The sequence below is a fragment of the Massilia sp. 9096 genome, assembly GCF_000745265.1.
GTDB lineage: Bacteria > Pseudomonadota > Gammaproteobacteria > Burkholderiales > Burkholderiaceae_D > Telluria.
The window spans coordinates 2,135,181-2,156,314 of sequence record NZ_JQNN01000001.1; the positions used below are offsets into that span (position 1 = coordinate 2,135,181).

Here is a 21,134-nt window from a genome sequence, read left to right on the forward strand (position 1 = left end):
ATCGACCATGGCAGACAAGGATCCGATCAGCGCCATCCGCGCAGGCGCGCGCCCGCTCACGGGCGGTGCGCGCGACTACGACGACCTGCTCGAGCTGGTCGGCGACGCCCGCTTCGTGCTGCTCGGCGAAGCCACCCACGGCACCCACGAGTTCTACCAGGAGCGGGCGCGCATCACGCAGCGCCTGATCGAGGAAAAAGGCTTCCATGCAGTCGCCGTCGAGGCCGACTGGCCGGATGCGTATCGCGTCAACCGCTACGTGCGCGGCCAGGGCGCGGCGGGCGATGCGGCTTCGGACGCGGACGCCGATGCCGGCGCGGCCCTGTCCGGCTTCACCCGCTTCCCCAACTGGTTGTGGCGCAACACCGACGTGGCCGCCTTCGTCGAATGGCTGCGCGGCCATAACGGGCGCACTGCCCAGGGCGGACGCCAGGTCGGCTTCTACGGCCTGGACCTGTACAGCCTGTTCACCTCGATGCAGGAAGTGCTCGGCTATCTCGACAAGGTCGACCCGCAGGCGGCCAGCCTGGCGCGCGAGCGCTACGCCTGCTTCGACCACTACCAGGAGGACAGCCAGCACTACGGCTATTCGGCCAACCTGAACTTGTCGGCGTCGTGCGAGGAAGGCGTGATCGAGCAGCTGCACCAGCTGCACCGGCGCCACTACGATTACGTGCAGAAGGATGGCGGCGAGGACGCCTTCTTTTACGCGCAGCAGAACGCGCGCCTGGTCAAGAACGCCGAAGAGTATTACCGCACCATGTTCCGCGGCCGGGTCTCGTCGTGGAACCTGCGTGACAGCCACATGGCCGAGACGCTCGACGCGCTGGCCAAGCACCTGTCGAAAGACGGCGAGCCGGCCAAGATCGTGGTGTGGGAGCACAACTCGCACATCGGCGACGCCCGCGCCACCGAGGTCGGCGAGCTGGGCGAGTGGAACGTGGGCGAACTCGCACGCAAGGCCTACGACGGCCAGACCCGGCTGATCGGCTTTTCGACCTACGAAGGCTTCGTGACCGCTGCCTCGGAATGGGATGGGCCGGCCGAACACAAGCGGGTGCGTCCCGGCATGCCGGGCAGTTACGAGGAATTGCTGCACAACACCGGCATCGAGCGCTTCCTGCTGCCGCTGCGCGGCGACAACCCGGCGCGCGAGGCGCTCATGACCCGCAGGCTCGAACGTGCGATCGGCGTGATCTATCTGCCGCGCACCGAGCGCCAGAGCCATTATTTCTCGGCGCAGATGGCGGTCCAGTTCGACGCCGTGATCCACATCGACCGTACCACCGCCGTGACGCCGCTCGATCCGGGCGGCGGCTGGCATGGCGACGAGCCGCCGGAGACTTATCCGGGCGGGCTCTGAACTTGACGTCGGCGTGCGGCCAGCCCAACGGCCCGCGCCGCCGCAGCAACCGGACGTCCTTCATCGCCGCCGGGCGGCCAGCCCCCGCCTCGTACCTCACGCGCTCGCACACGCGCGCTGCGCACCTGCGCGCCCGAGCACTCGATCACCTGCACAACTGAGCACCTGAGCACCCGCGCACCCGCGCCACAAGAACGCCTGCACGCAGGCGTCAGCGCATCGCCCGGGGCGCCTGGGGGACGCGTACGTGGTTTCCCAAGCCCGACGATGCATACAAAACACACAATCGGGCGCACCAAATTCACAAAATGCTTGGTCTTGACGACCCGCTTTGGTTTACGATGTGCATCGTTGAGTTTTTGCAAGAAATTCCTAACCTAATCCGGCCACCGCGTCGGCGCGACTGCATCAACGATGAGTAAATACAATCTGAACATCAACGGCAAAGCCCATGCCGTCGACGTCGAAGCGGACACGCCGCTGCTGTGGGCGCTGCGCGATTCCATGGGCCTGGTCGGCACCAAGTATGGCTGCGGCATCGGCGCCTGCGGCGCCTGCACCGTGCACCTCGACGGCCAGCCGGCGCGCGCCTGCCAGTTGCCGGTCTCGAGCGTCGGCAAACGCAAGATCACGACCATCGAAGGTCTCGACGCCCACGCCATGCACCCGCTGCAGCAAGCCTGGCAGGAACTCGACGTGCCGCAATGCGGCTATTGCCAGGCCGGCCAGATCATGAGCGCCTGTTCTCTGCTCAAGCAGCATCCGCGTCCGACCGACGCCCAGATCGACGAGGCGATGGCCGGCAACCTGTGCCGCTGCGCGACCTACACCCGCATCCGCGCGGGCATCCATCGCGCCGCCGAAATTTCCGCCACGGGCGCCGCCAACGGAAAGGCCAGGAAATGAAGCGCGACGATCCGACCATCGCCACGACCATGGACGCAATCCCGGCGCGCCGCCGCTTCCTCAAGCAATCGGCCGGCGTGGCCCTGGTGCTGGGCGTGCAGGCCAGCGGCCTGGTCGCCGCGGCGCCCGACGCCGCCTCGGCCGGCGGCACAGGCAATGCCGAATTCGCGCCGAACGCCTTCATCCGCATCGGCCAGGACGGGCGCGTGACGCTGGTATCGAAGCAGCCGGAGATCGGCCAGGGCATCAAGACCTCGCTGCCGATGGTGATCGCCGAGGAACTCGAGGTCGACTGGAAAGACGTGCGCATCGTCCAGGGCGACCTGAACCCGATCTACGGCTCGCAAGGCGCCGGCGGCTCGACCTCGACCCCGACCAATTACGAACCGTTCCACAAACTGGGCGCGACCGCGCGCGCGATGCTGGTCGAAGCGGCGGCCCGGACCTGGCAAGTGCCGGCCGCCGAATGCCGCGCCGAGCATGGCCAGGTCGTGCACGACGCCAGCGGCCGCAAGCTCGGCTATGGTGCGCTGGTCAAGGTCGCGGCGACCCTGCCGGTGCCCGATGCCGCGACGGTGCAGCTGAAGGATCCGTCGACGTATCGCCTGCTCGGCACCCGCGTCGGCGGCGTCGACAACGGCCTGGTAGTGGCCGGCAAGCCGCTGTTCGGCATCGACACCCAGCTGCCGGGCATGCTGTACGCGACCTACGTCAAGTGCCCGACGCTGGGCGGCCGCCCGGTCGGCGCCAACCTGGACACGATCAAGGCGATGCCGGGCGTGAAGGACGCCTTCGTGATCGAAGGCACCGACAACCTGAACGGCTTGCGCCCGGGCGTGGCGATCGTCGCCAACTCGACCTGGAACGCGTTCCGCGCGCGCAAGCAGCTGCAAGTGCAGTGGGACGAAGGCGACGGCGCGCAGCACAGCTGGGCCGGCTTCATGGCGCAGGCCCAGGCGGCCAGCAAACAGCCGGGCGCGGCGATCTTGCGCAAGGATGGCGACGTCGAGTCCGCCCTGGCCGGCGCCGCCCGCACCGTCGAGGCGGCCTACACCTACCCGTTCATCTCGCATGCGAGCATGGAGCCGCAGAACTGCACGGCCTGGTTCAAGCCGGCCGATAACTCGGTCGAGCTGTGGGCGCCGACCCAGAACCCGGGCGCCGGCCAGGCGCTGGTCGCCTCGACCTTCAATATCCCGAAAGAGAAGATCCTGCTGCACATCACGCGCAGCGGCGGCGGCTTCGGGCGCCGGCTGTCGTCCGACTTCATCGTCGAGGCGGTGGCGATCGCGCAAAAGGTCAAGGCCCCGGTCAAGCTGACCTGGATGCGCGAAGACGACCTGCAGCAGGACCATTTCCGCGCCGGCGGTTTCCACTTCCTGCGCGGCGGCGTCGACGCCCAAGGCAAGCTGCTCGCCTGGCACGACCATTTCGTCACTTTCGCCAATCGTGTCGAGCGCAAGGCCCAGGATGGCTCGAGCGAAGGCAGCGTGCTGCAGCCCGGCAGCGGCGCGTCGCTGTCCGGCGACGAGTTCCCGGGGCGCTGGCTGCAGAACTGCCTGCTCGAGCAGACCCCGATCGAGTGCCGCATCCCGATGGGACCGTGGCGCGCACCGGGCAGCAACGTGTTCGCCTGGGTATTCCACAGCTTCATCGACGAGCTCGCGCATGCGGGCGGGCGCGACCCGGTCGAGTTCCGCCTCGAGATGTTGGGCGACAAGGACAGCGTGCCCGGCACCGGCGAGCGTGGCGTTCCCTACAACGTGGCGCGCATGCGCGGCGTCTTGAAAGCCGTGGCCGAGAAGTCCGGCTGGGGCCAGAAGAAGTTCACGCGCGGGCAAGGCGCCGGCGTGGCCTTCCACTTCAGCCACCGCGGCTACGTCGCCGAGGTGGCCGAGGTCACCGTGACCAGGGACGGCCGCCTGAGCGTCGACCGCGTGGTGGTCGTCAGCGACATCGGCGCCCAGATCGTCAACCTGTCCGGCGCCGAAAACCAGGTGCAGGGCGCGGTGATCGACGGCCTGTCCACCTTGATGTACCCGGTCCTGGACGTCGAACACGGCCGCATCGTGCAGACCAACTTCCACGAGTACCCGCTGCTGCGCATGCCGGACACGCCGCCCAGGATCGAAGCCCACTTCCTCAAGACCGACTATCCGGTCACCGGCCTGGGCGAGCCGGTGTTCCCGCCGCTCGCGCCGGCCGTGTGCAACGCGATCTTCGCCGCCACCGGCAAGCGCGTGCGCGAGCTGCCGCTGTCCAAGGCCGACCTCAGCTGGAGTTGATGGCCGACGTCGATGACGAACGTTGATGACTAAGGCGAACGCCCTGCTCCAGCAAGCCGTGCACCTGCACCAGCAGGGCCGGCTTGAACCCGCCCAGGACCTGTACCGCCAGGTGCTCCTCCTCGAGCCGCGCCAGTTCGACGCCCTGCACCTGCTGGGCGTGATCGAACGCCAGCGCGGGCGCGCGCGCGAGGCCGTGGCGCTGATCGAGGCGGCGCTGCAGGTCGATGGCAAGCAGGCGCGCGCCCACTGCAACCTGGGCGCGGCGCTGCAAGACCTCGGCCAGCCCGAACGGGCGCTGGCCAGCTACGACAGCGCGCTGCGCCTCGATCCGCACTACGCGCTGGCCTGGAACAACCGCGGCAACACGCTGCGCCGCCTGGGCCGCCCGCAGGAAGCACTCGACGCCTACGAGCGTGCGCTGACGCTGCGCGCCAACGACCCCGATGCCTGGTGCCACCGCGCCATCGTGCTGCTGGAACTGGGCCGCCCGGCCGACGCCGCCGCCAGCGCCGAGCGCGCCCTGGCCGCGCGTCCCGACTGGCCGGAAGCCTTGCTGGCGCTGGGCAATGCGCTGCAGGCGCTGGACCGCCTCGGCGATGCGGTCAAGGCCTACGACCGCGCTCTGGCCCAGGACAAACAGGACGAGCGCGCCGACCTGTGGTGCGCGCGTGGCGCGGCGCTGAAGAAATCCGGCCGCCTCGACGATGCGCTGGCCAGCTACGACCGGGCGCTGGCGGCGCGCCCCGACTATGCGCTGGCCACGCACTACCGCGCCAACGTCCTGCGCGCGCTGGGACGCCGGCAGGAGGCGGTCGACAGCTACCGGCGCGCGCTCGAGCTGGGCGCCGATGGCGACGAGATCCGCTTCGCGCTGGCCGCCCTGGGCGAAGCGGATGCGCCGGCCGGCGCGCCGCAGGCATATGTGAAGGAATTGTTCGACCAGTACGCCGGCCACTTCGACCGCCACCTGGTCGAGGTGCTGGGCTACCGCACGCCGGCCCTGCTGGGCGCGCTGCTGGCGCGCCACGGCCTGGCCGCCGGCGAGCTTGATGTCAGCGGCACGCTCGACGTGCTCGACCTGGGCTGCGGCACCGGCCTGTGCGCGACGATGCTGCGCCCGCTGGCGCGCCGCCTGGGCGGGGTCGACTTGTCCGGCAAGATGCTGGACAAGGCGCGCGAACTGCAGCTTTACGATCAACTCGACTGCGCCGAGATCGGCGCCTATCTCGACGGCCAGCAGGCCGCCTGGGACCTGATGGTGGCGGCCGACGTGCTGGTCTACTTCGGCGACCTGGCGCCGCTATTCGAGCAAATCAGAAAAGCGCTGCGTCCGGGCGGCCGTTTCGCCTTCTCGTGCGAGACGCCCGAGGCCGCCTCGAGTGCGGGCGACGGCACGGCTGGCAAGACCAGCCCGGCCGGCGCCCCGCGCGGCTACGCCATCACGGCCTCGAACCGCTACGCCCACGCGCGCGCCTACGTGGAAGCTACCGCGCACGCCGCCGGCTTCGATCTCATCGAGGCCGAGGCCGCGGCGCTGCGCCGCGAACACGGCGTCGAGGTCGCCGGACAGCTGTTCCTGCTGCGCGCGCGGTCCGCTTCGTAGCCGTCCCGCTCAGGCCACCGACAGCGCCGTCATCCCCAGCTCGCCCAGCCGCACCGGCACCGCGCCGCGCGCCACCATGCGGTCCTGGGCGCGCGTACCGTCACCCGGCTCGACGTCGACCGCGCGCATCGCTTCCGGCACGATGATCGTGTCGAAGCCTTCTTCCAGCGCGTCGGTGACGGTGTTGAGCACGCAGTAGTCGGTCGCCAGGCCGCACACGGTCACGCGCATGACCTCGCTCGCGCGCAGCTGGTTCGACAAATCGGTGCCGGCGAAGGCCGAATAGGCGTCGACCGCCGCCGTGTCGGCCTTGGAGATGATCACGGCGTCGTCCGGCAGCGCCAGCTCGGCCGAGAATTCGGCGCCCGGCGTGCCGGCCACGCAGTGCGGCGGCCATGGCCCGCCCTGCGCGCCGAACGAGCAGTGGTCTTGCGGGTGCCAGTCGCGCGAGGCGAACACCGGCAAGCCCTGCTCCCTGAACAGTTCGATCAGGTGATTGATCGGCGCGATGACTTCATGCCCGTTGGTGACGCCGAGCGCGCCGCCCGGCAGGAAATCGACCTGCATGTCGATCACGAGCAGCGCGTCGCCCTGCTCGAGGTGAATTGCACTCATTTGCTGTCTCCACAAATCCGAAAATAGCCGCGGCGCCGCTGACCGCTCGCCGGCCGCGATCGCCTATTGTCGCGCAATTCGCTTCTTTTCGGCAGCAATCAGTGCGGCAACTGCGAACCGCTGCGCGCGGCGGCGGCGGCGGCCGGGTCGGGATTGAAGCCGCCGTGGCGTTCCAGCACGGCGGCGATGCGCTCGGCCTGGGCGTCGTCGGACGCGTTGACCGTCAGCTGGCAATCGCGCACGTCGTCCTGCGCCACCGGGGCGTAGGTATGGGTGTAGGCGGTCTTGCCTTCGACCTCGGGGCTGTCGCCGACCGTGAAATTACCCTGCACCGGGCCGGTTTCGTCGATGCGCACGTTGATGTCGACCGCGTCGGCCGGCACGCCTGCGGCGAGCAGCTCCGCGCGCGCCTGTTCCGCGCTGGTCACGTGTTTGAAGGTGCGAATGATGGGGGTTTGCATGACTGCCTCCTGCTAAAAATGGGTCAGGTCCACCGTAACAGAAACCGCGCCGGGGCGGCGCTCAGGTGTCCAGCCCGGCGGTGGCGCGCACGATTGTGACGCGGAATGCATGTTTCTGTGAAATTAGTACAATTAGGAAACATTGCGTCTTATCAAGCGTAGCCCCCCTGTTTCGGTCATTCAGCCATCACGAAAGAAAACAGCAATGAAAATATCAGCCCGGATCGCCAAGTCGCGCCCGCTCGCCACCACTGCCATGCATGGCCGCGTCGAAGCCCTGCGCAACGAAGGACGCGAGGTGATCGACTTTTCGATCGCCATCTCGCACTTCTCCGCCCCCTACACGGTGCTGGATGCGGTCGCCGCCGCGGTCGAGCGCCAGCGCACCATGCCTTATACCAGCGTGGTCGGGGCGCTCGACGTGCGGCGCCGCCTGGCCGCCAAGCTGCGCCGCGAAAACGGGATCGAGGCCGCGCCCGACGAGATCATCGTCACCAACGGCGCCAAGCAGGCCTTGTACGAGACGCTGTACGCGCTCAGCGATCCGGGCGACAGCGTACTGGTGTTCAAGCCGCACTGGCCGGCCTACGTGGCGACCTCGCAATTGCTGGGCCTGCACCCGATCCTGGCCGACCTGCCCGGCGAGATAACGCGCGCATGGCTGGATGGCCTGGGGCGGCCGAAGCTCGTCATCATCAATAACCCGCACAATCCGACCGGCAAGGTGTACACTCGCCGGGAGTTGGAAACCTTGTGTGCATGGGTGCAAGACATCGAGGCCCGGGTGATCGTCGACGAGAGTTACGAACATCTGGTGTTCGAGGGCGAGCACACCAGCCTGGCCGCCCTGTGCGACTGGCGCAGGATCGGCGCGGTCACGATCTTCTCGGCCTCGCAGAGCTACGCGATGATGGGCTGGCGCATCGGTTTCGCGCTGGCGCCGGCCCAGGTGGTCAATGCGATGCAGACGCTGCAGGGGCCGATCACGGCCGCGGCGCCGCACTTGTCGCAGGTGGCGGCGATGGCGGCGTTCTCAGGGGAAGGCAGCGAGTACGCGGCGCACATGATGCGCGAATACCGTACCCGGCGCGACCTGGCCGTGCGCGCGTGCGCCGAGGCGCCGTGGATGGTCATGCAGGCGCCGGATTCGGGACCGTACCTGTGGGGGGACGTGCGTGCCTTGACGCTGGACACGGTCGGCTTCGCCGAGGCGCTGCTGGAAGAACAGAAGGTGGCGGTGATGCCGGGCGATGCGCTGGGGGTGCCCGGGTTCATCCGCCTGGGCTATATTTGCGACGACGTGGCGACGCTGCGCGAAGGCATCCGCAGGATCGTCGAGTTCGGAAAAAATAAAAAGTTATAGACAAGTCGACAATGAAATCCGGTTTAGCCCGCGGGTCGGGCCGCCTCAAGCTCAACAGCCTGCGCAGCCGGCTGATGCTGCTGGTGGCATTGGCCATCACTCCGCTCGCGGTGATGACGATCCTTTCCGGGATCCGCGAGCGCGAGCACGCGATCCACCAATCCGAAGACAACCTGCGCCGCCTGACCGGCATGGCGGCGGCCAACGAGGCCCAGTCGATCGAGGGCGCGCGCCAGATCCTGGTCGACCTGGCCAGCGTGCCCGACCTGATGGGCGACACCGCCAAGTGCACCTCGGTGCTGTCCGACGTGCTCGACCGCAACGACGGCTTCGTCAACTTCGGCCTGATCCAGCTGAACGGCGACGTCACCTGCTCGGCCGTGCCGCTGCTGCACCCGGTCAACCTGGGCGACCGCAGCCACTTCCAGCGCGCGATCTCGGAGCGCCGCTTCATCGCCGGCGACTACGTGTTCGGGCGCGTGATCAAGAAGCACACGATCAACCTCACCTACCCGGTGATCGACCGCACCGGCAAAGTACTGGCGGTGGTGTTCGCGGCCATGGACCTGGAAGGCCTGGACACCTTCATCAACGACATCAGCCTGCCGCCCGGCTCGGTGCTCGCCACCGCCGACGCGCGCGGCACCATCATCTCGCGCCGGCCCGATCCCGAGCGCTACTTCGGCACCCGGCTGTCGAACGCCACGCTCGAGGCGCAGGCCAGCGCCGGCCAGCGCGCGGTGACGATCCGCGACGAGGACGGGGTCGAACGCCTGCACACCTTCGCGCGCGTGGGCGGGCCCGGGCTGTCCGAGTACACGGTCACGATCGGCATCCCGCTCGAGGACATCCTGCGCGCGGCGCGCCACGACCAGATCATGTCGCTGCTCGGGCTTGGCGCGACCACGCTGCTGGCCCTGCTGGCGGCCTGGCTGGTCGGCGACGTGCTGATCGTGCAGCGCGTGCGCAAGCTGATGGGCACCGCCGAGCGCATCGCCGCCGGCGACCTGGAAGCACGCACCGGGATCGACTACGGCAGCGAAGAGATGGGCAACCTGGCCCAGGCGCTGGACCGGATGGCGGCCGCGCTGCAGAAAAAGGAAACCGCGCGCTCGCTGGCCGAACGCGAGCTGCGCGCCGCCGACCAGCGCAAGGACGAGTTCCTGGCCATGCTGGCGCACGAGCTGAGAAATCCCCTGGCGCCGATCAGCACCGGCGCTCACCTGCTCAAGCTGCTCCACTCGGACAATGCCCAGATCACCCAGACCTGCTCGATCATCGTGCGCCAGGTCGACCACATGACCAGCCTGGTCGACGACCTGCTCGACGTCTCGCGCGTCACGCGCGGGCTGGTGTCGCTGTCGACCCAGGTGCTGGACATCAAGCGCGTGATCGACGACGCCACCGAGCAGGTGCGCCCGCTGGTCACTGCGCGGCGCCACCGCGTGGTGCTCGAGCTGCCGCCCGGCGCGGCCTGTGTCAAGGGCGACCACAAGCGGCTGGTGCAGGTGGTCGCCAACCTGCTCGGCAACGCCACCAAGTACACGCCTGAAGGCGGCAACATCCAGCTGCATCTGGAAGCCGACGGGCTTGACTACGTCCTGAGCGTATCGGACGACGGCATCGGCATGGAAAGCGGCCTGGTCGACCGTGTGTTCGACCTGTTCACCCAGGCCGAGCGCACGCCGGACCGCTCGCAGGGCGGCCTGGGGCTGGGCCTGGCGCTGGTGAAAAGCCTGGTCGAGCTGCACGGCGGCCGCGTGAGCGCCTACAGCGCGGGTCTGGGACGCGGCTCGACCTTCACGGTGCGCCTGCCGCGCTTCACCCAGGACGTGGCGCCGGCCAGGGAGCCGCAGGTCGCGTACGCGCGCGCGGACGGCGCGCCGCTGCGCATCCTGCTGGTCGACGACAACGTCGACGCGGTGCACACGCTGCAGCTGTTCCTGCGCTCGGGCGGGCACCAGGCCGAAGTCGCCTACTCGGCCGGCGACGGCATCGAGCTGGCCAAGGTGCTGGTGCCGGAAGTGTGCCTGCTCGACATCGGCCTGCCCGACTTCGACGGCAACGAGCTGGCGCGCCGCCTGCGCCAGCTGCCCCAGACCGCCGGCGCCACGCTGGTCGCGATGACCGGCTACGGACGCCAGCAGGACCGCGACGCGGCGACCGCCGCCGGGTTCGACCATTACATGGTCAAGCCGGTCAGCACCGCCCAGCTGGCCGACATCCTGGCGGCGGTGGCCGACGCCGGGGTCAAGCGCTGAGCCGAGCCGCGGCCGCCGGCAAGGCGGCCGCGGCATCTTCCGCCATCTCGTCTATACATCGTATAAAACGCGCTCTTCTTTACATTCCCTATATCATCGGGTTTTGATTGCGGGGGGTATGGATGGAGACAGTGGAACTGGTGCTGGCGATGTTGCTGGCCGTGATCGTCAGCGGCTACGCGGGCCGGATACTGCCGATCGCCATCCCCCTGCCGCTGATCCAGATCGTGCTGGGCGCCGTGCTGGCGGGCGTGTTCGGCCACGGCGTGCAGCTCGAACCGGACATCTTCTTCCTGCTGTTCCTGCCGCCGCTGCTGTTCGTCGACGGCTGGCGGATTCCCAAGATCGGCCTGTTCCGCGACAAGCTCACCATCCTCGAGCTGGCCCTGGGCCTGGTGATCTTCACCGTGGTCGGCGCCGGCTTCCTGCTGCACTGGATGATCCCGGGCATGCCGCTGGCGGTGGCCTTCGCGCTGGCCGCGATCGTGGCGCCGACCGATCCGGTGGCGGTGTCGTCGATCACCGAACGGGTGCCGATGCCGCCGCGCCTGATGCACATCCTCGAGGGCGAGTCGCTGCTCAACGACGCCAGCGGCCTGGTGTGCTTCCGCTTCGCGGTGGCGGCCGCGCTCACCGGCCAGTTCTCGCTGGGCAAAGCCAGCCTGACCTTCGTCTGGCTGTTTGCCTCCGGTATTGCCATCGGGGTGCTGGTCACCTTCGCCATCACGCGCATCCACGGCATCCTGCAGCGCCGCTTCGGCGAAGCCGACGGCGTGCCGATCCTGATCAACGTGCTCACGCCCTTCGCCGCCTACCTGGGCGCCGAGCACGTCGGCGGCTCGGGCATCCTGGCGGCGGTCGCGGCCGGCGTCACCATGAGCTACCTGGAGCTGAGCGGTTCGGCCTCGCCATCCACCCGCATCCGCCGCAACGTCATCTGGGACACGCTGCAGACCACGCTCAACGGCATCATGTTCGTGCTGCTGGGCGAGCAGCTTCCCGAGATCGCGCACGGCGCGCTGCACACCGACGCCAACGGTCCGGCCTTCGATCCGTGGTGGCTGGCCAAGGTCGCGCTGGCGTTCGCCTTCGGCCTGGTGCTGCTGCGCTTCGTGTGGGTATACATCTCGCTCCAGCTGACGCTCCTGAACCGCAAACGCCTGGGCAAGCAGGTGTTCAAGCCGCGCATGCGCCTGATTTTGGCAGCCTCGGTGGCCGGCGTGCGCGGCACGCTGACGATGGCCGGCATCTTCACGCTGCCGCTGGCGATGCCGAACGGCGGCCCGTTCCCGGCGCGCCAGCTGGCCATTTTCCTGGCCAGCAGCGTGATCATGGTTTCGCTGATCCTGACCAGCGTCGCCCTGCCCGCCCTGCTGCGCAACCTGGAAACGCCGGAGGAAGACGAGCCGGAGGGACGCTACACACCCGACCAGGCGCGCCACCAGGCGATGCTGTCGGCGATCGCGGCGCTGGAAAAGGCAAAGCGCGAACTCGACGACCACCCGCCTGCGGATGCGCACGAGCGCGATATCCGCGACCAGGCCATCGCCCACGTGCTCAAGCTGTACCAGCACCGCTTGCCGATCGCCGGCGAGGGCGCCGACCAGCCCGCCAGGCGCGGCGCGCGCAAGGCCGAGCGCGACGTGCGCCTGCTGGCCCTGGGCGCCGAGCGCGACACGCTGCTGCGCATGGCGCGCCGCATGCGCATCTCGGACGAGGCCGCGCGCCGTCTGCTGCGCAACGTCGACCTGCTGGAAGCGCGCTACCGCCAGGATTGACGGGGCCATGCCCGCACGATGCCGCGCACAACGTGCGGTCCCGTACGGTGCGCCTGCCGCATGCGCGTACACTGGCTCGACGACATGCCAAGCCCGCCCATGACCACGGTGACACCATGAAGAACGACCTTCCAGCCGCACCCACCGCGATACCGAACGCCGACCCGCCCGCCGCCGCCCGCGCGGCCGGCCTGCGCTACGTGCACGACGACCGCCCCGGCATCCGGCGCGAACCGGCCGAGGGCGTCGACGGGGGCTTCCGCTACGTCGACGCGCACGACCAGCCGGTCGAGGACGAGGCCACGCTCAAGCGCATCCGCGCGCTGGCGATTCCGCCCGCCTACACCGACGTCTGGGTCTGCCCGCAGGCCAATGGCCACCTGCAGGCGACCGGGCGCGACGCGCGCGGGCGCAAGCAGTACCGCTACCACGCCAAGTGGCGCGAGGTGCGCGACGAGGTGAAATACGAACGCATGATCAAGTTCGGCAAGGCGCTCCCGCAAATCCGCAAGGAAGTCGACCGTGCGCTGTCGCTGCCCGGGCTGCCGCGCGAAAAGGTGCTGGCCACCATCGTCTACCTACTGGAAGCGACCATGATGCGCATCGGGAACGACGAATACGCGCGCGAGAACAAGTCGTACGGCCTGACCACGCTGCGCAACCGCCACGTCAAGATCCAGGGCAGCGACGTCGAGTTCCGCTTCCGCGGAAAAAGCGGCGTGCACCACGACGTCAAGGTGCACGACCGGCGCGTGGCGCGCATCATCCAGCGTTCGCGCGACCTGCCCGGCCAGCACCTGTTCGAATACGTCGACGAGCACGGCCAGCCGCACACGGTCGACTCGGGCGACGTCAACGACTACCTGCGCGAGATCACCGGCGAGGAATACACCGCCAAGGATTTCCGCACATGGTCCGGCACCGTGCTGGCCGCGATCGCGCTGCACGAATTCGAGAAGTTCGATTCCGAAGCCCAGGCCAGGAAGAACGTCGTGCGCGCGATCGAGTCGGTCTCCGAAAAGCTGGGCAACACGCCCTCGGTGTGCCGCAAGTGCTACGTGCACCCGGCCGTGCTCGAGGCTTACCTGGACGGCGCCATGATCGAAGGCTTGCTGGCCAGCGCCGAGCAAGAGCTGGCCGAAGACCTGCACGAGCTCGAGCCCGAGGAAGCGGCCGTGCTGGCCATGCTGCAGCAGCGGCTCGAACACGAAAGCGCCGCCGCGCGCAACGAGCTGAAGGTCAAGCGCAAGGCGGCCTGATCCAACAGGTCCCACAACGACAAGGAACGACGATGACAGCCTCACCCACTTCCCTTGCCCGGGCCACCCGGCCGGGCGCCTGCACCATCGAACTGGTGGCCGAATTCGGCCATCAGGTGACTGGCAACTCGGTGTCCGAGACCGGCCGCATCTTCGTCAACTTCCCGCGCTGGACCGAGGACAGCGCGGTCTCGGTGGCCGAACTGGTCGACGGCGAGGTCAAGCCTTACCCGGACGAGGAATGGAACGCCTGGCGCAACGCCAAAAAGGACGATGTCACGCCGAACGACCACTGGGTCTGCGTACAGAGCGTCGTGTGCGATGGCCGCGGCAGCCTGTGGGTGCTCGATCCGGCCGCGCCGGCCCAGGCCCACCTCGTGGCCGGCGGCGCCAAACTGGTGCGCATCGACCTGGCCACCGATAAAGTGACGCAGACGATCGCCTTCGACGAGGACGCCGCGCCGCAGGGCTCGTACCTGAACGACGTGCGGTTCTCGCCGGACGGCAAATACGCCTACATCACCGATTCCGGCGTGGTCGGCGCGCTGCTGGTGGTCGACATCGCCGCCGGCAAGAGCGCGCGCGTGCTCGACGGCGACCCGTCCACGCAGATGAAGAAAGGCTTGAACGTGACCGCCGACGGCAAGGTGCTGCGCCGCCCGGACGGCCGCGGCGTCGAGTTTTCCGCCGACGGCATCGAACTGTCCGGCGACGGCCAGTTCCTGTACTGGCAGGCGATCAAGGGCGAGGACCTGTACCGCATCCCCACGGACGCGCTGACCTCCGCCCTCGGCGAAGCCGGCAAGGACCTGTCCGGCCAGGTCGAACCGTTCGGCAAGAACGGCCCGGCGGACGGTCTGCTGATCGGCCGCGGGACCGAGCTGATGTACCTGACCTCGCCGCAGGACGATGCGGTCAAGGTGCGCGACCTGGCCGCCGGTCCGGACGCCCAGCCGCAGATCGTCGTGCAGGATGCGCGCCTGCGCTGGCCCGACACCTTCAGCCAGGGGCCGGACGGCACGATCTACGTGAGCACCTCGCACATCCAGGATTCCGCCTTCTTCAAGCCGGAGGCGCCGGCGGCGCTGCCGACGCAACTGTGGAAGCTGAAATTCGAGAACTGATGCGCTCGCGCGGCTATACTGAGGCGATCGCCATCACCGGAGACCGCCCATGCTAGAGGACCGCAGCGCCGACTCGCACGCCCACGAACGCCAGGTCATCGGCCTGATCGGCGGCATGAGCTGGAAAAGCTCGGCCGAGTACTACCGGCTGATCAACGAAGGCGTGCGCGGCCAGCTGGGCGGCCTGCATTCGGCGCGCTGCCTGATGTGGTCGTTCGACTTCGCCGACATCGAAGCCTTGCAGCGCACCGACCGCTGGGTCGAGGCGGCGCAACTGATGGTCGACGCCGCACGGCGGCTCGAGCGCGGCGGCGCCGACTTCCTGGTCATCGCCACCAATACGATGCACATCGCCGCGCCGCAGGTCGAGGCGGCGGTGCAGCTGCCGCTGCTGCACATCGCCGATCCGACGGCCGAACGCATCCGCGCGGCCGGCCTGCGGCGCGTGGCGCTGCTCGGCACCGCGTTCACGATGGAAGGCGATTTCTACAAGGGCCGCCTGATCGAGCGGCACGGCCTGGATGTGCTGGTGCCGGACGCCGACGACCGCGCGGTCGTGCACCGCATCATCTACGAGGAGCTGGTGCAGGGCCGCATCGTCCAGGCCTCGCGCGAGGCTTACCGGGCGGTGGTCGCGCGCCTGGTCGCGCGTGGCGCCGAAGCGATTATCCTGGGCTGCACCGAGATCATGCTGCTGCTCAGGCCGGAAGACAGCCAGGTGCCGCTGTTCGACACCACGGCCCTGCACGCCGAAGCAGCGGTCGCGCGCGCCTTGGGCGCACGCGCATGAGGGCGTTGGCGCCCTCATCCACGATGAGAGGCTGACGCCTTACGCGGCGTAGAACGTCAAGCGCCCTTCGATCGAATCGTCCAGCGTCTTGCCGATCATCGCGCCGACCGCGACCTTGGCGCCGGCTACCAGGTTGCCGTGCTTGTTGTCCCAGTAATAACCGGCCTGCGGCGTGAAGCGGATTGCGGTGATGCGCGGGTCATCCTCGCCTTCGGTGAACCAGGTTTTCAGCATCGGATTCCACAGTTCGTGGATGCGCACCTTGTCGCGCGAGACTTCGGCGCGGCCTTCGAGCTCGAGGAAGCCGGCATGGTGGCCGACCTGGAAGTACAGCTTGACGTCCGGGTTGGTCGCCAGCTCGTGGTTCTTGTGGCTGTCGTCGGCGCTGAGGAACCAGACGTTGCCGGCGTCGTCGGTCTGGCGCACGCTCATCGGGCGCACCCCGTTGGTTTCGCCGGTCTTGGCGGCGGTCACGAAAAAGCAGGACTCGGCGGCGTCGGCCATGTCCTTGACGCGCTTGACGGCGTCCGCGCCGCTCAAGTCCTTGCGGTTGTTTTCGGGTTGGTTCTTGTTGATGGAATCCATGGTCATCTCCGATGGAAGGCCAGCTGGCCGATGCTTGCCACTTTAACCAGCCGCGTGCGCGCCGACTGTGCGTCGACGCACCCCGCGCAAGCGATTCCCGTTCGAACCCGGGTCAACCGGAGCATGGCCGTATCACGCATCCGACCGGATGTTGTGGTTCAGGCGGAACATGTTATGCGGTTCGTAGCGCCGCTTGGCCTGCACCAGGCGCGCGCAGTTGGGACCGTAGGTTTCCTGGTTGCGCGCGTCGTCGGCCGTGTCGTTCCAGCGGCCATGCACATTCATCGCGAACTGGACGTCGCGCTGCGGGTAGGCGGTGGCGTCCGGCAACGGCAGGTTGGCGCGCCCGCCGAGCAGGCCCAGGAAGATCTCGCACTGCGGCGTCGGCAGCGACGCGGCATAGCGCAGCACGACGTCGGTCGCCTCGTCGGATAGCGCCGTGAAATTGTGCGATTTCCAGTAGTTGCGTGCGCCCGGCGCCAGCAGCGGATCGAAGATCTTTTGCCAGGCCGCGTACGGCATTGCATCGACGTGCTCGCCGAGCACGGTGCCGAAGCCGCGCAACAGACTCAAGATTGGCATCGCACGGTCCGGCGGCATGGGCGAGAACACCGCCAGCGCGACGATGTCCTGGCCGTGCACGTCGGCCGGGAGGAACGGCAGTGGCGGCGCGCGGCGCAATACCGCCCACACCGCCAGCTCGTCCGGCAAGCGGGCCGCGAGATCGCGGTACTGGCGCATCACGGCGCGCGCCTGCGCCGCCGGGAACACGACCAGCCCGGCCGTGACCATCGGCCCGACCGGATGCAGCGCGAACTCGAACTGCGTCACTACGCGAAATTGCCGCCGCCACGGATTGCCCAGAACAGTTCGGGCTCGCGCGTGGGGCCGATGCGGCGGCATTGACCGTCGGCGGTGACGATCTCGGCGCCCACCAGGTTGTCAACGCTCAAGCCATGCATGCGGCTGAGCCAGCCGAAGCCGCCGCCCAGCGTCAGCCCGGCCACGCCGGTGGTCGAGCTGATCCCGAGCGGGACCGCCAGGCCGAACGCCTGCGTCTCGTGGTCGACGTCGGGCAGGATCGCGCCGCCGTCGACCCACGCCCGGCGCGTCGCCGGATCGATGTGCACGCCGCGCATGGCGGACAGGTCAATCACCAGCCCATCGTCGCAGATCGCGCTGCCGGCGCAGCGCGCAAGCAAGGCCGGACGGCGTTCGATCATCGCGTTCCAGATCCGGCGCGCTTCGTCGTAGCCGAGGTCGGCCGGCTGCAGCACCGGTCCGCGCAAGGCCGACCGCAAGCCGGCGACCACTTCGCTCCTCATGTCCGTCATCGTGCACCTCCACAGGCTGGCCCGTTCAATGCAGCATAGGCGGCGGCGCGCGATGTGCAAGCTAGCTCGGCCTTGCGCGCGCGTCACGCGGGCGCACGCGCGAGGCTCACGGCCGGGTCATCCGGCGCTCACTGCACGAAATAGCCCGAGACGCGCCAGCTGCCGTCCGGCGTGCGCATCGGAATCACGGTCTCCAGCGCGCTGCCGTTGGCGAACTCGGTGTCGTACTGCAGCACGACGTAGTCGCCATCCGGCGCGCCCGGCATCTTGTGGGTGAAGGTGACCGAATGCGGGTGGCGCGCCGTCATCTTGCCCAGTTCGTTACGCACGGTGTGCAGCGAGTCGGCGAACGCGTCCCTGGCGATCTGGCCTTTCACGGCCGGCGCCAGCGCTTCCCAGCAGGCGTCCCAGTTGTCGGCATCGTCCAGCGCCAGCCAGGCCTGGGCCGCCTGGCCGGCGGCGTCGGTGGCGGCCTTGACCGCCGGGTCGGACGCATTGGTGACGTTGCCCGCGCGCGGCGCGCGCTGCGCCTGGCCCGGCGCTGACGAGGGCGACGGCGACTGGTTCCGGGCCTGGGCGGCGAACGAGGCCGCGGCAGCGGCGGCCAGCATGAGGACAGCGATCGGTTTCACATGGACTCCTTTGCGGGTGACGAACTTGGATGCGGAGTCTACACCCCCAAGCACGGCCGTGTCGGCCACTTGGCGGCGCGGACGCGGGGCCGCTTACAGCCGGGCGAGCCGGCCGCCGTCGACGCGCAGCTCGGCCCCGCACACGAAGCGCGCGTCGTCGCTGACCAGGAAGGCGACCGCGGCGGCGACGTCTTCCGGCTTGCCGACGTCGGCCTTGTCGATCTTTTCGGCGCCCGACTTGACGTTCGGGTTATCCCACAGCATCGGCGTGTCGATCGCGCCGGGCAGGATGACGTTGGTGCGGATGCCTTTCGGACGGCCTTCGATCGCCGACGAGCGCGTCAGCGACAGCAGCGCGGTCTTGGCTGCCGCGTAGGGCGCGACCAATGGCTCGGTCTCGACCGCATGCACGCTCGAGATGTTGACGACCGCCCCGCCCGGCTTCATCTGCAGGAATGCCTGCTTGATGAAGTAAAAGGCGCCCATCAGGTCGACGTTGAGCACGCTGAGCCAGTCGTCTCCGCTTTGCTGCTCGAGCGGCTTGAAGTCCATCAGGCCGGCATTGTTGACCATGATGTCCCAGCCGTCGAAGCGCTTTTGCGTGGCCTGAACGGCGGCAATTACCTGGTCTTCCTTGGAGACGTCGCACTCGACCGTGGCGATGCGCTGCGCGTCGAATTCCTTGACGAGCTCCGCGCTGACGGCGTCGAGCTTGTCCTGGTGGTGCCCGGCCAGCATCACGCTGGCGCCGTCCTGCAGCAGGCGGCGCGCGGTGGCCTTGCCGATGCCGCCGGAGGCGCCGGTGACGATGGCGATACGTTGATTCAGCTTCATGTGCGTTCTCGCTACGTTAATGATGAAGTCAGCATACCGCTTTCCGGAAACGAAGCTCGCCCGCCTCGAACGTATCGGCGCCCCGCACAACCGCAGCGAGCGGAAGGCATGGTGTTCGCGAAGCGCAGCCGGTTGGGCGGGGTTCCCTCAGATATGCTGATCGAACACCTGGCGCAAATACGCAATAAAGGTCTCGTCGGTCGAGAACCCCTTGCCCGGCGAATCGGACAGCTTGGCCACCGCCTGGCCGTTGCAGCGGGTCAGCTTCATGACGATGTTGAGCGCCTCGTTGCCGGTGTCGTTGGTGAGCTGGGTGCCGATGCCGAAGCCGGTCATCACGCGGTCGGCGAAGTGGCGGTACAGGCTCAGGGCCTTGGGCACCGTCAGTGCGTCCGAGAACACCAGGCGCTTGGTGCGCGCGTCGATGCGCAGCTTGGCGTAGTGCACGATCGCCTTCTCGCCCCACTCGACCGGGTCGCCCGAATCGTGGCGCAGGCCGTCGAACAGCTTGGCGAAATACAGGTCGAAGTCGCGCAGGAAGGCATCCATGCCGACCACGTCGGTCAGCGCGGTGCCGAGGTCGCCGCGGTATTCCTGCACCCAGTCCTCGAGCGCCTTTTTCTGGAAGTCGCGCAGGCGCACGTCGAAGGACTGGAAGGCCTGCATGTACTCGTGCGCCATGGTGCCGATCGGGACCATCCTGAGTTTCTTGGCCAGGTAGACGTTCGAGGTGCCGCGGAAGAACTGCGGCAGCTCGCGCCCCAGCGTGGCGACGACTTCCTCGTGCCACTCGCCGGAAAAGCGGCGGCGCACGCCGAAGTCGAAGAATTCGAAGGGGTTCAGGCGCGTGGGTTCCTGCTCGAAGGCGCGCAGCTCGTCGATCTTGCGCTGCAGGCGCACGCGCGCCTCGGCAATCGCGGCCTGCTGGTCGAAGCGGCGGAAGTGCAGCTCGTTGACGATGTACAGCACGAAGATCTCGAAGCCCATCACGTGCACGATCGGGCCGGTGGCGCGGATGCGCAGGTGCGGGCCGTCGGTGTCGACGTGGATGAACTTGCGCTGGAAGCGGAACAGGGTCAGGAAGTCCGCGAAGTCGCTCTTGATGAAGCGCAGGCTGCGCAAGTAGTCCACCTCGTCCTCGGTAAACATCATCTCGCACAGGTGGTCCAGCTCGCGCTCGACCTCGTCCTTCAGCTCGGCCAGCGGATAGGCCGGCGTATTGCGGCACTTGAATTCGTACTCGCCGATGGCGTTCGGGTGCATGTGCAGGAAAGCCTGCCACATGGTGAATTTATAGAGATCGGTCTCGAGCAGGCTGCGGACGACGGGTTTCATGGGCGCGTACATGTTGTTGTTGGACATCGACATCTTACCGGGCGCCGCGGTTTCGTGCTTACACCGGATGCCGGGCCGCGGCGCGCTTGCGGCGCTTCGGGGCCAGCATGGTGCCGCTGCAGGACGGCGCGCCGCAGCGGCAGGCGAACAGGCGCTTCAGGGCCGGCGTGTGGCGCTCGTCGTAGATCAGCGCGTAGTCGTAGTTGAGTTCCTCGCCGGCGTCGATGTCGCGCAGCGCGTGGATGTAGACGCGGCCTTCGTCCTCGTAGGCTTCGCAGTTCGGCTCGCAGGCATGGTTAATCCAGCGCGCGTCGTTGCCGCGCTTGCCCCCGTCGATCACCTGGCCGTCGGCCAGGCTGAAATAAAACGTGTGGTTGACCGGACCGCCGCGCTCCTCGGCGCGCCGGGTGGCGTCCGGCCAGCTGATGCGCTCGCCGCGATATTCGATGATGCGTTCTCCCGCCGCGATGGGGCGCAGGGCGAACACGCCCTTGCCGTGGACCGGGGATTGCCTGACTTCGTACGGTGCTGCCGTTTTTGCGGATGGGCTCATTAGGCTCGGGACTGGGTGGGGTCGATGGAAGGTTGCTGATCCAACCTATT

Annotated in this window: 17 protein-coding genes and 1 pseudogene; 10 read left to right on the forward strand and 8 right to left on the reverse strand. The window is 68.2% G+C overall.

The features are described from left to right. Window positions 1-7: 7 nt before the first annotated feature. The 4 genes from FA90_RS09055 (at window position 8) to FA90_RS09070 (ending at window position 6,160) form a co-directional block, all read left to right on the forward strand. Window positions 8-1,363 (forward strand): erythromycin esterase family protein, encoded by a 1,356-nt coding sequence (locus FA90_RS09055; RefSeq protein ID WP_036168148.1) that lies wholly within the window; start codon window positions 8-10, stop codon window positions 1,361-1,363. Between the two features lie 414 nt (window positions 1,364-1,777). Next, window positions 1,778-2,269 carry a (2Fe-2S)-binding protein gene (locus FA90_RS09060; RefSeq protein WP_036168151.1) on the forward strand — a complete coding sequence of 164 codons (492 nt, stop codon included), beginning with the start codon at window positions 1,778-1,780 and terminating at the stop codon, window positions 2,267-2,269. Continuing rightward, complete coding sequence (locus tag FA90_RS09065; RefSeq protein WP_197065266.1) at window positions 2,266-4,554, forward strand: molybdopterin cofactor-binding domain-containing protein; 2,289 nt, start codon at window positions 2,266-2,268, stop codon at window positions 4,552-4,554. Before FA90_RS09060 ends, FA90_RS09065 begins: the two co-directional genes overlap by 4 nt. A gap of 25 nt (window positions 4,555-4,579) precedes the next feature. Continuing rightward, window positions 4,580-6,160 (forward strand): tetratricopeptide repeat protein, encoded by a 1,581-nt coding sequence (locus FA90_RS09070; protein ID WP_051971619.1) that lies wholly within the window; start codon window positions 4,580-4,582, stop codon window positions 6,158-6,160. Between the two features lie 9 nt (window positions 6,161-6,169). Here FA90_RS09070 and FA90_RS09075 read toward each other — a convergent pair whose 3' ends face one another. Together FA90_RS09075 and FA90_RS09080 are read right to left on the reverse strand one after the other, a co-directional pair. Continuing rightward, entirely contained in the window at window positions 6,170-6,775 is a 606-nt protein-coding gene (locus tag FA90_RS09075) for an isochorismatase family protein (protein WP_036168154.1), read from the reverse strand. A gap of 98 nt (window positions 6,776-6,873) precedes the next feature. After that, entirely contained in the window at window positions 6,874-7,236 is a 363-nt protein-coding gene (locus tag FA90_RS09080) for a hypothetical protein (RefSeq protein ID WP_051971620.1), read from the reverse strand. A 205-nt stretch (window positions 7,237-7,441) separates the two neighbouring features. Between FA90_RS09080 and FA90_RS09085 the strand changes: the two genes are divergently transcribed. From FA90_RS09085 to FA90_RS09110, 6 genes are all read left to right on the forward strand, one after another. Continuing rightward, a complete protein-coding gene (locus FA90_RS09085) occupies window positions 7,442-8,599 on the forward strand; it encodes a pyridoxal phosphate-dependent aminotransferase (RefSeq protein WP_036168157.1) in 1,158 nt (385 codons plus the stop codon). A gap of 11 nt (window positions 8,600-8,610) precedes the next feature. Next, window positions 8,611-10,860, forward strand: a complete 2,250-nt coding sequence (locus FA90_RS09090; protein WP_051971621.1) for an ATP-binding protein — start codon at window positions 8,611-8,613, stop codon at window positions 10,858-10,860. A 122-nt stretch (window positions 10,861-10,982) separates the two neighbouring features. Continuing rightward, window positions 10,983-12,638, forward strand: a complete 1,656-nt coding sequence (locus FA90_RS09095) for a Na+/H+ antiporter (protein WP_036168160.1) — start codon at window positions 10,983-10,985, stop codon at window positions 12,636-12,638. Window positions 12,639-12,754: 116 nt separating this feature from the next. Further along, window positions 12,755-13,897, forward strand: a complete 1,143-nt coding sequence (locus FA90_RS09100) for a DNA topoisomerase IB (RefSeq protein ID WP_051971622.1) — start codon at window positions 12,755-12,757, stop codon at window positions 13,895-13,897. A gap of 32 nt (window positions 13,898-13,929) precedes the next feature. Continuing rightward, window positions 13,930-15,021 (forward strand): L-dopachrome tautomerase-related protein, encoded by a 1,092-nt coding sequence (locus FA90_RS09105; protein WP_051971623.1) that lies wholly within the window; start codon window positions 13,930-13,932, stop codon window positions 15,019-15,021. Between the two features lie 49 nt (window positions 15,022-15,070). Then, window positions 15,071-15,811: an aspartate/glutamate racemase family protein gene (locus FA90_RS09110; protein WP_051971624.1), complete on the forward strand. Its 741-nt coding sequence runs from the start codon at window positions 15,071-15,073 to the stop codon at window positions 15,809-15,811. A gap of 39 nt (window positions 15,812-15,850) precedes the next feature. Here the strand turns inward: FA90_RS09110 and FA90_RS09115 are convergent, their stop codons facing one another. The 6 genes and pseudogenes from FA90_RS09115 to FA90_RS09140 form a co-directional block, all read right to left on the reverse strand. Then, a complete protein-coding gene (locus FA90_RS09115) occupies window positions 15,851-16,396 on the reverse strand; it encodes a pyridoxamine 5'-phosphate oxidase family protein (RefSeq protein ID WP_036174996.1) in 546 nt (181 codons plus the stop codon). Between the two features lie 132 nt (window positions 16,397-16,528). Further along, window positions 16,529-17,730 (reverse strand): annotated as a pseudogene (locus tag FA90_RS09120) (FAD-binding oxidoreductase). A 128-nt stretch (window positions 17,731-17,858) separates the two neighbouring features. After that, a complete protein-coding gene (locus FA90_RS09125; RefSeq protein WP_156116641.1) occupies window positions 17,859-18,362 on the reverse strand; it encodes a DUF4019 domain-containing protein in 504 nt (167 codons plus the stop codon). Window positions 18,363-18,455: 93 nt separating this feature from the next. Next, window positions 18,456-19,196 (reverse strand): SDR family NAD(P)-dependent oxidoreductase, encoded by a 741-nt coding sequence (locus FA90_RS09130; RefSeq protein ID WP_036168163.1) that lies wholly within the window; start codon window positions 19,194-19,196, stop codon window positions 18,456-18,458. Window positions 19,197-19,343: 147 nt separating this feature from the next. Further along, window positions 19,344-20,531 carry a nicotinate phosphoribosyltransferase gene (gene pncB, locus FA90_RS09135; protein WP_036175001.1) on the reverse strand — a complete coding sequence of 396 codons (1,188 nt, stop codon included), beginning with the start codon at window positions 20,529-20,531 and terminating at the stop codon, window positions 19,344-19,346. Window positions 20,532-20,589: 58 nt separating this feature from the next. Further along, complete coding sequence (locus FA90_RS09140; protein ID WP_036168165.1) at window positions 20,590-21,084, reverse strand: SET domain-containing protein; 495 nt, start codon at window positions 21,082-21,084, stop codon at window positions 20,590-20,592. Between the last annotated feature and the right edge of the window lie 50 nt (window positions 21,085-21,134).

Bases quoted from the DNA above. Each gene is read 5' to 3' on its own strand.
- FA90_RS09055 (WP_036168148.1), top strand. From the start codon at position 8: ATGGCAGACAAGGATCCGATCAGCGCCATCCGCGCAGGCGCGCGCCCG.
- FA90_RS09060 (WP_036168151.1), top strand. From the start codon at position 1,778: ATGAGTAAATACAATCTGAACATCAACGGCAAAGCCCATGCCGTCGAC.
- FA90_RS09065 (WP_197065266.1), top strand. From the start codon at position 2,266: ATGAAGCGCGACGATCCGACCATCGCCACGACCATGGACGCAATCCCG.
- FA90_RS09070 (WP_051971619.1), top strand. From the start codon at position 4,580: ATGACTAAGGCGAACGCCCTGCTCCAGCAAGCCGTGCACCTGCACCAG.
- FA90_RS09075 (WP_036168154.1), bottom strand. From the start codon at position 6,775: ATGAGTGCAATTCACCTCGAGCAGGGCGACGCGCTGCTCGTGATCGAC.
- FA90_RS09080 (WP_051971620.1), bottom strand. From the start codon at position 7,236: ATGCAAACCCCCATCATTCGCACCTTCAAACACGTGACCAGCGCGGAA.
- FA90_RS09085 (WP_036168157.1), top strand. From the start codon at position 7,442: ATGAAAATATCAGCCCGGATCGCCAAGTCGCGCCCGCTCGCCACCACT.
- FA90_RS09090 (WP_051971621.1), top strand. From the start codon at position 8,611: ATGAAATCCGGTTTAGCCCGCGGGTCGGGCCGCCTCAAGCTCAACAGC.
- FA90_RS09095 (WP_036168160.1), top strand. From the start codon at position 10,983: ATGGAGACAGTGGAACTGGTGCTGGCGATGTTGCTGGCCGTGATCGTC.
- FA90_RS09100 (WP_051971622.1), top strand. From the start codon at position 12,755: ATGAAGAACGACCTTCCAGCCGCACCCACCGCGATACCGAACGCCGAC.
- FA90_RS09105 (WP_051971623.1), top strand. From the start codon at position 13,930: ATGACAGCCTCACCCACTTCCCTTGCCCGGGCCACCCGGCCGGGCGCC.
- FA90_RS09110 (WP_051971624.1), top strand. From the start codon at position 15,071: ATGCTAGAGGACCGCAGCGCCGACTCGCACGCCCACGAACGCCAGGTC.
- FA90_RS09115 (WP_036174996.1), bottom strand. From the start codon at position 16,396: ATGGATTCCATCAACAAGAACCAACCCGAAAACAACCGCAAGGACTTG.
- FA90_RS09130 (WP_036168163.1), bottom strand. From the start codon at position 19,196: ATGAAGCTGAATCAACGTATCGCCATCGTCACCGGCGCCTCCGGCGGC.
- pncB (WP_036175001.1), bottom strand. From the start codon at position 20,531: ATGAAACCCGTCGTCCGCAGCCTGCTCGAGACCGATCTCTATAAATTC.
- FA90_RS09140 (WP_036168165.1), bottom strand. From the start codon at position 21,084: ATGAGCCCATCCGCAAAAACGGCAGCACCGTACGAAGTCAGGCAATCC.